Origin of the sequence: Enterobacter sp. BIDMC109, from assembly GCF_001037885.1 — a bacterium.
Taxonomy (GTDB): Bacteria; Pseudomonadota; Gammaproteobacteria; order Enterobacterales; family Enterobacteriaceae; genus Enterobacter; species Enterobacter hormaechei_C.
Map to the genome: position 1 here is coordinate 2,219,044 of NZ_KQ090002.1, position 13,938 is coordinate 2,232,981.

13 protein-coding genes and 1 pseudogene are annotated in these 13,938 nt (G+C 51.7%); 8 read left to right on the forward strand and 6 right to left on the reverse strand.

What is annotated here, in order from left to right:
- Window positions 1–117 precede the first annotated feature (117 nt).
- Complete coding sequence (locus SK62_RS10565) at window positions 118–1,041, forward strand: LysR substrate-binding domain-containing protein (RefSeq protein WP_015570563.1); 924 nt, start codon at window positions 118–120, stop codon at window positions 1,039–1,041.
- Between the two features lie 41 nt (window positions 1,042–1,082).
- Here SK62_RS10565 and SK62_RS10570 read toward each other — a convergent pair.
- From SK62_RS10570 to SK62_RS10580, 3 genes and pseudogenes are all read right to left on the reverse strand, one after another.
- Window positions 1,083–2,775: pseudogene (locus tag SK62_RS10570) on the reverse strand (methyl-accepting chemotaxis protein).
- Window positions 2,776–2,934: 159 nt separating this feature from the next.
- Window positions 2,935–4,053, reverse strand: coding sequence for an S-(hydroxymethyl)glutathione dehydrogenase/class III alcohol dehydrogenase (locus tag SK62_RS10575; protein ID WP_017693450.1), 1,119 nt, complete (start codon window positions 4,051–4,053; stop codon window positions 2,935–2,937).
- Between the two features lie 32 nt (window positions 4,054–4,085).
- On the reverse strand, window positions 4,086–4,361 hold the full coding sequence (locus SK62_RS10580; RefSeq protein ID WP_032104106.1) for a metal/formaldehyde-sensitive transcriptional repressor: 276 nt from the start codon (window positions 4,359–4,361) through the stop codon (window positions 4,086–4,088).
- 605 nt (window positions 4,362–4,966) lie between these two features.
- Here SK62_RS10580 and SK62_RS10585 point away from each other — a divergent pair.
- The 6 genes from SK62_RS10585 to SK62_RS10610 all read left to right on the forward strand — a co-directional run bounded on the left by SK62_RS10585 (window position 4,967) and on the right by SK62_RS10610 (window position 7,831).
- Entirely contained in the window at window positions 4,967–5,278 is a 312-nt protein-coding gene (locus tag SK62_RS10585) for a hypothetical protein (protein WP_047719576.1), read from the forward strand.
- 339 nt (window positions 5,279–5,617) lie between these two features.
- Window positions 5,618–6,241 (forward strand): hypothetical protein, encoded by a 624-nt coding sequence (locus tag SK62_RS10590; protein ID WP_017384009.1) that lies wholly within the window; start codon window positions 5,618–5,620, stop codon window positions 6,239–6,241.
- Between the two features lie 168 nt (window positions 6,242–6,409).
- A complete protein-coding gene (locus SK62_RS10595; RefSeq protein ID WP_003857263.1) occupies window positions 6,410–6,682 on the forward strand; it encodes an ElaB/YgaM/YqjD family protein in 273 nt (90 codons plus the stop codon).
- Between the two features lie 188 nt (window positions 6,683–6,870).
- Window positions 6,871–7,110: a regulatory protein YcgZ gene (gene ycgZ / locus SK62_RS10600; protein WP_003857265.1), complete on the forward strand. Its 240-nt coding sequence runs from the start codon at window positions 6,871–6,873 to the stop codon at window positions 7,108–7,110.
- A gap of 119 nt (window positions 7,111–7,229) precedes the next feature.
- The gene (locus SK62_RS10605; protein WP_047719577.1) at window positions 7,230–7,529 is read left to right on the forward strand and encodes a hypothetical protein; all 300 of its coding nucleotides are present in this window, start codon (window positions 7,230–7,232) and stop codon (window positions 7,527–7,529) included.
- 23 nt (window positions 7,530–7,552) lie between these two features.
- Window positions 7,553–7,831 (forward strand): biofilm development regulator YmgB/AriR family protein, encoded by a 279-nt coding sequence (locus SK62_RS10610; protein WP_017384011.1) that lies wholly within the window; start codon window positions 7,553–7,555, stop codon window positions 7,829–7,831.
- Window positions 7,832–7,915: 84 nt separating this feature from the next.
- On the opposite strand, the gene SK62_RS10615 is transcribed toward SK62_RS10610, so the two are convergent.
- Entirely contained in the window at window positions 7,916–9,373 is a 1,458-nt protein-coding gene (locus SK62_RS10615) for an EAL domain-containing protein (protein WP_048249533.1), read from the reverse strand.
- Window positions 9,374–9,658: 285 nt separating this feature from the next.
- On the opposite strand from SK62_RS10615, the gene SK62_RS10620 reads away from it, so the two are divergent.
- On the forward strand, window positions 9,659–10,543 hold the full coding sequence (locus SK62_RS10620) for a hypothetical protein (RefSeq protein ID WP_023303707.1): 885 nt from the start codon (window positions 9,659–9,661) through the stop codon (window positions 10,541–10,543).
- Window positions 10,544–10,576: 33 nt separating this feature from the next.
- On the opposite strand, the gene SK62_RS10625 is transcribed toward SK62_RS10620, so the two are convergent.
- Entirely contained in the window at window positions 10,577–11,752 is a 1,176-nt protein-coding gene (locus tag SK62_RS10625; protein WP_032619700.1) for an HlyD family type I secretion periplasmic adaptor subunit, read from the reverse strand.
- The gene (locus tag SK62_RS10630; protein ID WP_047719579.1) at window positions 11,749–13,914 is read right to left on the reverse strand and encodes a type I secretion system permease/ATPase; all 2,166 of its coding nucleotides are present in this window, start codon (window positions 13,912–13,914) and stop codon (window positions 11,749–11,751) included. The genes SK62_RS10625 and SK62_RS10630 overlap by 4 nt, the downstream gene beginning before the upstream one ends.
- Window positions 13,915–13,938 lie beyond the last annotated feature (24 nt).

Sequence of the window (13,938 nt, forward strand, 5' to 3'; positions counted from 1 at the left end):
TTTTCGAAAAACGGTTGTAACTCAAATAGATCAAATGTTAAAAATATTTTGCTATCAGGTTATCAAATTCAAACATCTTAACTTGTCACCCGCGTCGCTCTGTTTTTAACATCGCCTATGGAAAAAAATGGTCTGTTCAGTCAGCGCATACGCTTGCGCCATTTGCATACTTTTGTGGCCGTCGCTCAACAGGGAACGCTGGGGCGAGCGGCTGAAACCCTTAACCTCAGTCAGCCTGCACTATCCAAAACGCTGAACGAACTGGAACAGCTTACCGGAACCCGCCTGTTCGATCGCGGCCGTCTGGGCGCTCAGCTTACTCTCGTGGGTGAACAGTTCCTGACGCATGCCGTTAAAGTTCTCGATGCCCTCAATACCGCCGGTCAGGCGCTCAACCGTAAAGAGGAGTCGGCCAGCGACATCGTGCGCGTGGGCGCGCTGCCAACGGCGGCGCTGGGAATACTGCCTGCGGCGATCGGCCAGTTCCACCGTCAGCAAAAGCACGCCACGCTTCAGGTCGCGACCATGAATAATACCATGCTGCTGGCGGGCCTGAAGTCAGGCGAGCTGGATCTGGGCATTGGGCGGATGTCCGATCCGGAACTGATGAGCGGCCTGAATTACGAGCTGCTGTTCCTGGAATCGCTGAAGCTGGTCGTGCGTCCGAATCATCCCCTGTTGCAGGACACCGTGACCCTGAGCCGCGTGATGGAGTGGCCGGTGGTGGTCTCACCAAAAGGAACCGTTCCGCGTCAGAATGCGGAAGCGTTGCTGCAAATGCAGGGCTGCACGCTGCCTTCCGGGTGTATTGAAACGCTTTCGGCGTCGCTGTCGCGCCAGCTTACGGTGGATTACGACTACGTGTGGTTTGTGCCGTCCGGCGCGGTGAAGGACGATCTGCGACGCGGTGTGCTTACGGCGCTGCCGGTAACATCGCCCGGCGCGGGAGAACCGATTGGGATCCTGACGCGGGTAGATGCCCCGCTCTCTGAAGGCGCCCAAACGCTGTTAAGCGCCATTCGTAAATCAATGCCTCTCTGACCCTAAACGCAGAACCCGCCGCGAAGGCGGGTCTGTCTTACTCAGAACGTTTCCCAGTTATCACCTGAGACGGCCGCCGCCGGTGTTAAAGGCGCGGATTTCGCTGCGGTTGCAGGGGCTGTAGTCCGTCCAGCCCCTGCCCCGATGAGACGAAACGCGCCAACGGCCTCCGTCAGACGTGCGCCCTGCTCTTCCAGCGAGGCCGCCGCCGCAGAAGCTTCTTCCACCAGCGAGGCATTCTGCTGCGTCACCTTATCCATCTCGGAGATCGCCTGGCTCACCTGAACAATGCCGCGGCTCTGCTCATCGGACGCCGCTGCAATCTCCAGCATAATATCGGTGACGCGTTTAACCGCCTCGACGATCTCATTCATGGTATTGCCCGCCGCAACCACTTCCCCGGAACCCTGATCGATAAGCGACACAGATTCATTAATCAGGCTTTCAATCTCTTTCGCCGCATTCGCGCTGCGGCTTGCCAGGGTGCGGACTTCACTCGCCACGACCGCAAAGCCGCGTCCCTGTTCACCCGCACGCGCCGCCTCGACCGCCGCGTTGAGCGCCAGAATATTGGTCTGGAACGCGATACTGTTAATCACGGCGGTAATTTCAGAGATCTTCTTCGAGCTGGTGGAAATATTACCCATGGTTTTCACCACGCCGGAGACCATCTGCCCCCCCGCGGCTGGCCTTACCGGAGGCATCTTCTGCCAGTTTACTCGCATGATGCGCGTTATCGGCGTTCTGTTTCACCGTCGCGGTGAGCTGCTCCATGCTGGCCGCCGTCTGTTCAATCGCCGCCGCCTGCTGCTCGGTACGGGAAGAGAGATCGGTGTTACCCGCGGAGATCTCGCTGGTTCCACGGTAGATCTCCTCCGCCCCTTGCCGCACGGTGCCCACGGTTGTCACCAGCGCGTGCTGCATCGTTTGCAGATCGCGCGTCAGGCGGCCAATTTCGCTGCGTCCGGTCGGTTCGTCCGGCATGGTCAAATCGCCTTTTGCGATATTTTCGATACGCGTAGCGGCTCGCTGGAGCGGGTTTATCACCGTACGGCGCAGCACCACAAAGGTGATCACCGCCAGCGCCAGCGCCAGGCCAAACGCGCCGAACATAAACATCAGCCCCAGCCGGGTGCGGGTGTGAGCCTGTGCCGTCAGCGCGTTGGCGCGTTCGGTGCGGATTTTTATCGCCTTCAGCAGCACCGCGTTATAGGCATCGTCCAGCGGACGCGCGGTCTCATTTTCGTGGTTAATAATGGCTTCAAACATGCCATTTTTGGCATATTTCAGCATCGGCTGCATACCGGCGATGTAGGCGTCATAGCGGGCTTTCAGATCGCCATCCAGCGCTTCATCAGCCGGGGTACGAACGGTGCGCTTCATATAGGCGGCAAATCCATCCTGCGACTGCCTGATGCGGATCTCAGCCTCAGCGATGTTTTGTTTCATCGCCTCCATCTCCGCGATACGGCTGGCCGCACCCGCGTGGATCATGTTGATACGGGCGGTGCGTAAATGGTTGGAACTGTTTGACAGACCGGTGCGCACCTGGATTTCTGCCGTGACATCCTGCTGATCGTTATCGGCCTGGAGCAGGAAATAGCCTGCCAGACCTGAGCTCAATGCAAACAGGAGAATAATGCCACCGAGAATGGAGGAAAACAGCGGAACCAGCCGGATGTGATGCAAAAAACTCAGCTTAGGCTGCGCCTGCATCGATGTTGTGTTGTCCATGACCGTCGACTCTCTTATAGGTAAGATGCGTAATAACACGCCTGTAAAAGAGTCATCGGCACGCCAGGGAATTAAATTACGTCTAAAAGCGCCGGACAGGTCACACTTTAGAGAAGATCAGGGAAGAAATGCCAGCGGAAAAAACCGCTGGCAGAATAATCAGTTGTCGCCGAAATGGATAACGGTACGAATGGACTTTCCTTCGTGCATCAGATCGAAGGCTTCGTTGATCTGCTCCAGCGGCAGGCGGTGCGTAATGAACGGGTCAAGCTGAATTTTACCGACCATCGCATCTTCAACCATGCCCGGCAGCTGAGTACGGCCTTTTACGCCGCCAAATGCCGACCCGCGCCATACGCGCCCTGTCACCAGCTGGAAGGGACGGGTTTTGATCTCCTGACCCGCACCGGCCACACCGATAATGATGCTCTCGCCCCAGCCTTTGTGGCAGCACTCCAGCGCTGAGCGCATTACGTTGACGTTGCCGATACATTCGAAGCTAAAGTCCACGCCGCCATCGGTCAGCTCAACGATCACATCCTGAACCGGTTTGTCGTAGTCTTTCGGGTTGATGAAGTCGGTCGCCCCCATCTCGCCTGCGAGCTTAAATTTCTCCGGGTTGGTATCCACAGCAATGATACGCCCAGCTTTCGCCTGTACCGCGCCCTGGATAACCGCCAGACCGATCCCGCCCAGGCCGAACACCGCCACGGTGTCACCCTCTTTCACTTTCGCCGTGTTATGCACCGCGCCGATACCGGTGGTGACACCGCAGCCGAGCAGACAGACTTTATCCAGCGGGGCCTGCGGATTCACTTTCGCCAGTGAGATCTCGGCGCACACCGTGTATTCGCTGAAGGTGCTGGTACCCATGTAGTGATAAATGGGCTCGCCGTTATAGGAGAAACGGGTGGTGCCGTCCGGCATAAGTCCTTTGCCCTGCGTGGCGCGCACGGCCTGGCAGAGGTTAGTTTTGCCGGATTTGCAGAACTTACACTCGCCGCACTCTGCGGTGTAGAGCGGGATCACATGGTCGCCGGGCTTCAGGCTGGTGACGCCTTCACCCACTTCCACCACCACACCGCCCCCTTCGTGGCCGAGCACCGCCGGGAATACGCCTTCCGGATCGTCACCGGACAGGGTAAACGCATCGGTATGGCAAACGCCGGTGTGGGTAATTTTGATCAGCACTTCGCCTTTCTTCGGCGGAGCAACATCAATTTCAACGATTTTCAGCGGCTGGCCTGGGCCGAACGCGACAGCTGCGCGAGATTTCATGATGTCTTTCCCTTGTTGTGAGGTGTGTGGGTTTATTTTAGATAAGAGCGCAGTAAATGGCCGACTTCCGCCATCCGCACTGCCCGCTGATCCGGGGTGGTCTCCCCCGTCACCAGCTCATCTTTGAGGTGAATTTCGACCATTTCCCCCATCAGACCATTGGCAGCGCCGCGCACGGCGGCAATTTGCTGCAAAATGGCGAGACAGGGATCGCCCGATTCCAGGGCGCGTTCAAGGGCATCAACCTGGCCCCGAATGCGGCGGACGCGGGTCATAATACGTTTTTTATCTTCGGGTGAATGCGGCATACGCCCTCCTGATACTATAGGGGGGTATTGTATCTGTTAATACGATTTTATGTAAACATGAAGTTTAGTGTGGGTTTTGAGTAGAGCCGTAGGAAATGTGAAAAATCAGCGTCTGGAGTTAATATTGGTGACTCGCTGATATACCAGAAGTGGGCAATCAGGTGCGTCATGAGCGAAAAGTAGATTGGATAAATCCATGGCAGACATGCACTGTCCCTTTAAAATTAACGTGTTGGTTGTTCTTGTTATTAAGTGTAATGCAAGTGTGGTACAGATGAAGTCATACAACGTCATTCTCCCTTAAAAATCCTACTTTTAAAGACTTGTGCAAGCACACCACCCCCCACTAAAGAATGTAGGTGTCATAAGAATACGAAAAAGAATAGACTAATACATGTTGGATATATTTATCTTTGATAACATTTAGCCTGTAGTAAAAAAATAAGTCGGATACAGCATGTTCGGACAGAAAACATTGCTGAAACTGGTTCGGATCCGGTTTATCTAATAGAATTTCTCTACACTTTGATAAATATTACTATCACAATTGGGTTTTACAAATTGAATTCGGATCACAACGTTTCATCATTAAGGAATGACTAAGTATGAAAAGAATTGTTCTCGCCTCTTTGGTTGTAGCTTTTTCGTTATCTGCTAACGCAAATCAATTAAGCATTGATGACCAAATTAATAATGCTTGCGCTAAGGCCTTAAGCGGTGACAAAGAACCTTTGGGTGACTTCCCGCCAGATAGTTATGCTGCAACAGTCAGTCCGAAAGTTAAAGATGCTTACAACGAAGTTTTAAAATCTCGGTCCTCTATTGTAAACGATCAGAGTTTACAGAATGCAACCAGTTGCGCCAACCTTGTTAGAGATAAACTGAAATCAAAAGGTGAGTACAAAGAAGAAAAATAATTGCCAGGGTGGAGAAACAGCATTTTTTGTGGAACTGAACGCTTTCTCTATCAGAGTACGTTCTTAAGAAAATATCGACAAGATAGTTCCGCAGCTGTGTTTTCCACCTCTCGCTGGTCCCTCAATACCCTAACATCCCGTTGCCAGAAGGCACCCTCTGTAATGACAGCGCCCGCCTAAACAGCACAGACGAGTCTGACGATATTTACGCTTTCGTCTCGTCGTGACCAACCCTATTTAGCTCAAAATGTTAAAAATCCGCACTTATATGGCACAATGTGAACAGAAATAACATTCTCGTCACCTAACATACTCGCTACAAACAAAATGGTGGTGTTAATGATTGTACTAAAGAGCTTTTTATTCTTCGTTGGCGCAGCAGCCGCTTGCGCACTTATTGTACTGTGTCTTTGGGTTGATATGCGGTTTGTCGGCCATGATATTCCGGAATTATCACTGACCGAAATTATGCAGGAAACGGTATTAGCGACTATTGTCTTTCTCCATTTTCGTCTGGCGAAAATGGACGAATCCATGCGTTACTGTAATATTCTGGTGGGCGGATTTTTCCTGACAATGCTAATTCGTGAACTGGACGCGCTTTTTGATCTCATTTCTCATGGGAGTTGGGTGTGGTTCGCGCTGATTACCGCTCTGCTGGCGTTAATTCGCCCCGTTATGCATTTTCGCGCTACCCTGGAACAGCTGGCAAAATATACCCAATCCCCCTGGTACGGCATTCTGTTGAGCGGCCTGCTGGCTGTACTGGTCTTCTCCCGCCTCTTTGGAATGCAGGTGCTGTGGCACGACATCCTGGAGCATGGCTATATGCGTGTCGTGAAAAACGCCGTGGAGGAAGGTTCGGAATCATTCGGCTATATGCTGTGCCTGGCCGCATCCCTTGGCTATTACGTTACCTTTCACACTCACGCACGACAGAAACAGTCTCTTCGCGCTGCGTAGAGAAAGATGGCGAGGGAAATATTTATCAACGACATTTTTTGGACGTTATGGTGGTCATGTAAGAAAGACATGTCCTAAAAAGGGGCAATCTGCCGTCGGTTTCAGCGAATTCTCGCTCACTCCTGCAATCAGCGTCTATCCTTAGACTACCAACAAAAGGAGGCTGGAATGTCTGATTTCGACACTGATAAAAATGCACAGTACGCTGGCGATAAAGCCAAAAACAAACTTGATGAATTATCCGGCTCTGCGCAGCAGCAGTTTGGTGAATTCGTTGATTCCCCTAAACACCAGGTGAAAGGTGCAGCGAAAAAATATGCTGCCCAGGCCAGTGATGCCGTCTCGGATGTCACTGAAGCCGTCAGAAACAATCCCTTAACGGGCTTAATCGCTGCGGGTGCGGTAGGTATCGTTCTGGGACTTCTGCTGGGACGTAAATAATTTCAGGCCCTTCGGGGCCTTTCCTTTTCCCCTCTTTCCTGCTCTTCCCCCCCCCTATTGTTGATAGTTTTCCTGACAAAAACACGATCCATGTGAAAAGTTGTACAATTTTAATGTACAGATTTGATCGAATAGTATAAATTCAATGCCACTGATGTTACAAAATTGTTTGTTAACGGTGGAAAATTATGCGTCGCAACCATGCTCCCTCTACAGCAGAAAGCGCTATCACCTTGTATTTTAACAAGGATAATGTCCCAACACAGCAGGAAACCCTTGGTGCTATCGTCAGTGAGATCATCAAAGAAAATGTACAACTGAGCAGAATGACAATCTGTACAAAGCTGTTGCGCAGAATTGAAGAGTCAACGTCTGACGTTGAGAAAGCGCACTATAACGGTCTGATAGCCCTCTTCTTCGAGCGTTAACCTGAACACTGTTTTTTTAACTTACTAAGTTAGTCATGCTGAGTGAGAATAGAGCTCCTGAATGCGATGACTAACCCCATGCTACAGCCTGCTGCGTGTAGCAGAGTGAGATTGAAGCTATGCATAGAACTAAATTTGAACGACTTAAGGATGACCTTATCGGTGAGGCCGTATTATCCATACTGAAAGAGAACGGACCTATTACCTTTGCGTCTCTTGCTAATCGCCTGCGGGCGATGGCTAACGTTGAATCAAATGATGAACGCAAAAATGCATTGATTGCCGCTGAAGATGAAGTACGCCAGCGTCTAACCGGCGTATCGCACGATCGGGGAAGAGTGATGGGCGATTATGATATTGGGCGCATGCGCTCTCTCTTTACTCACAACACGCTTCTGACCCCAGACAAGAAACACTAATTTTAACCGAAACGGTGACCACCATGAGTAAAGCGATTATGCAGCAAACGTATAATTTTGAAGCCCTGCACGATAAAGAACTGGCGGAACATTTTCTTAATGCTGGAAAGCATCTCAGTGGTGAGGTTGAAGTGTTGGGCTCGGCAATACGCTGTATTATGCTGACCGGTGACAATCTCTCAAATAAAGAGATTATCCTGCAACTGATTCACGCCCTCGAAATTACCGAGGAGCCCGAAGCCTGCGATGTCATTCGAAACACGCTTGAAATTGTTGTCGGTTTTACGCGCGATGATATCTGATAACAGATTATTGCCCTGGTGAGTGACTGTTTTTGCTGGTGGTCGAAGAGTTAAGTCTGTCGTACCACCAGTATAGTGAAGCCATTAACTAAATAGCCGTAACATTCGATCCAGCTCATCTTCTTTAACCGCCCGGGAAAGATAATATCCCTGGAAGCGCTTAACCCCTAATGCGACAAGTTTTTCAAATTTTTCTTCGCTATCGACGCCTTCCGCAACGCATTCCCTTCCCGTCATGTCGCTGTATATCTGTATCGCTTTAATAATGCTATTGTCATTGTCGTTAGCAACAAAGTGCTCAACTATATCACGGTCAAGCTTCAGTCCATCAACATTAATCTGTCGGATGGGTAACATAGCGTAATTTCTGGAAAAGCAATCATCCAGAAACAGCCGGCATCCCTCGGCGCGTAAACGCTGGAGAGTGACAGGAATATTTGGATCCTTTGTTACATCAATGGTTTCAGCTAATTCGAAGACAAGTTTCCCGGCCCACTGCGGTTTCAGTAACATTTCAACGGCTTTTTTCGCCATTCCCGGCAGCGCGTTCCCGGCAGCCAGTTGAGGAGGAATATTAACCGAAAAATAATATTTTCCATTGTATCTGTTGATACCTGATACGGCCGCGTGAATGACTAACGCCGTCAGCTTGAGCCAAATTTCGCCATTTTTTATCCCATCCAGAAATTGGCCTGGTTTCAGGACCTGACCGTTTTTATGCCAGCGCAGCAGAATTTCAAAGCCCACTCCTTTTTTATCGCCATCGGTAATAATTTGATAAGCCGCAAAGATTTCCCGCTTATGTAACGCCTGCAATATATTTATTTCTACTTCCGAAAACCCCTGCGTTTTGTTCTTTACTGCACAGACCTCATCCCTTAAGACACGTGCATCGCTAAACCACACTCTGATAAGATATAATTTACCCAACCCCACTTTACGATGAGTATAAATGGTTTTATCTGACAAACCTAACCTCGCTGACTGCTCTTTTATCGAAATACCCCGATAAAAATTCAGCAATACGGTTAACTCACGTTTTGTTAAACCATGCAGGCTTTCCTTACCTTCCTTCTCAGGTCCTTCACGCAATAAACGTGACGAATCGGCATGCACATCAGAAATACTCTCTACACAATTCATTACCTCTGAAATATTCGCCACCCTGATCCTCGACAACGATTTGGTATTATTAACGAGACTTTTCAGCGTGGCATAAAGCCATCTCTCTGGTATTGCACCATACAGGGTCACGCTACAAATAACCGGCAGTGCATTCAGAACCGAGACCAACCGTTTCAGGCTTTCAAGAAAGGCAGCGACGTCGCGACCAGGAAAAACAGAAACTTCAGGCTGTTGATTTTGCATCATTTTTTGCACATCACCTGAGCAAACTTCATCCTCTTCAAAATGGAGCCGCGTGGCGTTTACGCCACGAGACTTCAGAAGCAGGCTATACCCCTCGAAGGTGAAACCGCAGGCTGAAATAACGAATCGTTGCTTGTAGCAAGTACCTTGCATAAAAGGTAAGTTTTGAGACATAACCTGCTCCTGAGAATGTAAATATCATTCCCAAATGTGATTAAAGCCAATATTCTTTGTCGCATTGAATAATTTTACCGCACCCCATTTGGTTAATAAACCGTTATCAATGTTATGCACGGGAACATCTTTGCGTTAATCAACCCACTCATCCATATGCAGCATAAATATTACTTTCTTTTCATATAACGACAGTAAATATGCACTTCACAAGGTATAATGAAAATTCCGAAAAAGAAGACCAGACACTTCATCTTATCGGCCCAGACAAAAAGAGAAAATGCTATGGATAATCACATTTCATCCAGGGCTTTGCTACATCGAAGGGATGTTATTAAAAACAACCCGCGATTTGGTGAAGCTATAACAGAGCACTACAGAATTAATGATGCCATTTATAAAAAACAACCCTTGTTCTACAAAACGATGCTTCAGGAATCACGCTTCAACATAATACTGTCAATGTGTTGTTTTGTTTTTGGTAATCAGGCTGAGTCAGTTTCAGAGATAAAGGCACTGTGTACCCGCTATAATATCGCCAGTCCTAACAGTGTTATCGCGATCATCACCATACTTAAGACCACCGGGCGAATTAAGACCTGGCGCTGTACCGAAGATCGCCGAAAAACAAAAATCGCGCCAACGGAAAAAGGACTGGATGAGCTGAAACGCTATATGTCCGGGGCGTTTACGCCTGTTAGCATTCTTTTTCCGACATTCAATATAAATGCTAACCTTCTGGACAATGATATTCTGAGGCACAACTTTTTCCGGCGCGCCGCAGAGTACCTTTTCCGCGGATTAACATTCAGGAAAGTGCTTCCGGAGGTGGGTTTATTTATTGATAAGGATGGTGGCCGAATGATTATGCTCTATCTCTATTTGCAGGCCATCAAAAACAAAACAGCACATGGTGCCATAATAGCGTATTCAGCCAGCACGCTGGCAAAAGAATTTTTCGTTTCGCGTATTCATGTTAAACGGATTATCAAATCGGCGCAGGAGGCAGGTTATCTTAAAGATCGCGGCGATGGCCGGATGTCAATTTACCCGGCCTTTATCGAGCTGGTCGAAAATTATGCCGGATTATATTTTGCGTATGTCACACATTACATCAACGTGGTACCAAAAGAACGACGCCATGCTGTCAACATGACGCCTACACTCTGATCTGACGGGCGTTCGGTTTGCTGAACGCCTTTTTTATCGCTCGCGCAGCGCCTCTTTTGCCTTATTCAATGGTTTCAGCAGATAATCAATGACGGATTTACTGCCGGTTTTGATATCAACCGTGGCTATCATGCCCGGGAACACCGGGAATTCCTTGCCCTGCCTGTTGGTCAGATGGTTACTGTCAGTACGAATATAAACGCGATAATAATAAACATCCCGTTTCACCTCGTCCTGAAGGGTATCCGGGGAAATCATCGTCACCTCCCCTTCCAGCCCGCCGTAGATCGAGTAGTCATAGGCGGTGATTTTCACCAGCGCTTTTTGCCCGGGATGGATAAACGCGACATCGCGCGGCGAGATTTTCGCTTCTATCACCATCTGGTCATCAAGCGGTACCAGGCTCATCAGTTTGCCGTTCGGCGGGATCACCCCGCCCACCGTCGTCACGTCAATGTCCTTCACGATGCCACGCACCGGTGCATTAAACGTTAAGCGGGTGAGTGAATCTTCGCGCCCTTTCATGACCGAACGCTGCGCTTCCATTTCTGCGTTCGCTTTCGCCAGTTCTTCGCGGGCGCGAACGTAGTACTGGTTTTTCATCTCGGTGATTTTGCTCTCCAGCTCATTTTTTTGACGTTCAAGGCGTAAGACTTCGACCTTACTGGCTGCCCCCTGCGTCACCAGCGGGCGCGTTAATGCCAGTTCACGCTGCACGAGATCCGCTCCCTGGCGTAAACCCGCCAGCCCTTTTTCCAGGCTTTCGCGACGTGACTGATAAAGCGCCGTTTCCTGTTTGACCAACTCAACGTCGTCATCCAGCTCTGCCGGGAATGTCAGCGCGGTGTCGTTCACCTCAGCATTCAGACGCGCGGCCGTCGCCATCGCAGCGTTTAATCGAGACTCGCTCTCCAGCACGCTGGACTCGGTTTTCGTCCGGTCCAGTTGGGCAAGCTGTTGACCACGCTCGACGATATCGCCTTCGCGCACCATCAGACTGTGGATAATCCCCCCTTCCAGGGACTGGATCACCTGCTCGTGGGAGGACGGGATCACCTTGCCGCTGCCCGTCGTGACCTCATCCAGCTGGAACAGGCTGGCCCAGGTAATAAAGACCACCAGCAGGGCAAACAGCGACCATGCCACCAGCGACGAACGCGGCAGGCGCGGCTCCTTCAGCCGGCTGTTAAAGCGGGAGAAATCATTCATGCCACGCCCTCCGTTTTCAGTTTAACCGTGCGCTGCGGCGCCTGCTGCGGGGCCATTCCGTGCTGGCGTAAAATGGCATCACGAGGGCCATCCATCACCACTTTGCCGTTTTCCAGGACGATGATGCGGTCAACCAGGTCCAGAATCGGCAGACGATGCGTCGCCACCACCAGCGTCCGGCGCTTACCGAGCCACTGGTGCAGATGCTGGATAAACTGCTTCTCGCTGACCTCATCCAGCCAGGCGGTGGGTTCATCCAGCAGCAGAATATTCGGCGAGGTGATCAGCGCGCGCGCCAGCAGCAGCGCCTGACGTTGCCCGCCGGAAAGCCCCGTTCCGCCCTCATTGATGATGGTGTTCAGCCCCATTTTCTGCTTGCGCACAAACTCCAGCGCGCCGCTGTTGACCAGCGCCTGATGGATTTCCTCGTCTGTCGCCAGCGGATTACCCATCAGGATGTTGTCGCGTACGGAGCCGAAGAACAGCCGCGCCTGCTGGCTGAGCAACTGCATGTCGCGGCGCACGTCGGCCGGGTCAAGATGATTGAGAGCAATATCGTCCAGCAAAATGCTGCCCTGCTGTGGCTCCTGCATTCCCGCCAGCAGATGCAGCAAGGTGCTTTTCCCCGAACCATTCCGCCCGAGCACCGCCACGCGCTCCCCTGCGCGAATGCGCAGTTTGCTGATATTCAGCACGGTAAGCTTCTCTTCTTCATCGTAATAAAACCCGACGTCGTCCAGCCGATAATCACCGCGCAGATGGGCTTTATGCACTTTTTTGCCGTGCTGGGGATCGTCAATCGGGCGCTGCATCAGGTCATCCAGTCCCTTGCGGGCCACCTTTGCCGACTGCCAGCGGGAGAGCACGCCGGAAATCTGCGACAGGGGCGCGATGGTGCGGGACGCCAGAATCGAGGTCCCCACCAGCGCACCGGTGGTCATGTCGCCGCTGATAACCAGATAACACCCCACCAGCAGCACCACGGCGTAGACGATAGACTGCACCTCCTGGGTCCAGGTCAGCAGCAGCCCCGTCAGCCAGCGCTGCTTCATGCCGACGCTCGCGGCAACGTCATTGGTGTTATTCCACTGGTTCTGGAACCTCTGCTCGGCGCGCATTAGCTTGATGTCCTCAAGCCCCTGCACCGCTTCCACCAGCGTGGCGTTACGAATCGCCGATTCACGCATCCCTTCGCTGGAGAGTTTTCCCAGCGGGCGCTGCACCAGCAGGCCGCGAATGAGCAGCAGCGGTACGGCCAGCAGCACCACCAGCACCAGCGGGCCGCCAATCATCCACAGAATGAAGACGAACAGCAGGAAGAACGGCAGATCGGAGATAGCGGCAATGGTGGTGGAAGTGATCAGCTCCCGCACCGACTCCAGCTCGCGGATCTGGGCGATAAACGACCCGGTCGATTTCGACCGTGCGCCGTTTTTAATCCTCAGGGCGTGGGCAAACACGCGCTCGGAAATACGCAGGTCGGCGCGTTTCCCTACCACGTCCGAAATATGCACCCGCAGCATGCGCATGATGAATTCAAACACGATGGCGATCATCACACCGCCAAACAGCACCCACAGCGTGGCCTCCGACTGGGACGGCACCACCCTGTCATATACCTGCATGGAAAAGACCATGCCGGAGAGCGCCAGCACGTTGGCGACCAGCGCCACCAGCATTATGTCGCTGTAACGACGCCAGTCTTTCAGCGCCAGCTGCCAGAACCAGTTTTTCTCATAGGGTTTGATGTAATCATCCACGCGCGCATCCGGCGTGGACTCCAGGGGACGCAGCACCATCAGCCCCTTTAACCGCGAACCGAGTTCGTCGCGCGTCAGCGTCGTCTCCAGGCCCCCGTCGCCGCTAAACTGCACGCTGACGTTCCCTTCGTTGTCCATACGGTTGATGACCGCAATTTGCCCGCCGGTGAACTCCGCCAGCAGCGGTAAACGCCACGGATCGAGCGCTACGGCTCCCGCCGCCACCCAACGCATCCCCAGCCCAAGCTGGCGCGCCATCTCCTCCAGCACCAGCTGGCGTGGAGACTGGCTTTCATGGTTAATCGTGACCCGAACATGCTCCGCCGAAAAATCCAGCCGATAATATTTCGCGATGATGAGCATGCCCTGCAACCAGGGTTCGTACTGCGGATGTGTCTTCATAATGCTACGTCCTGTTCAGGGCGA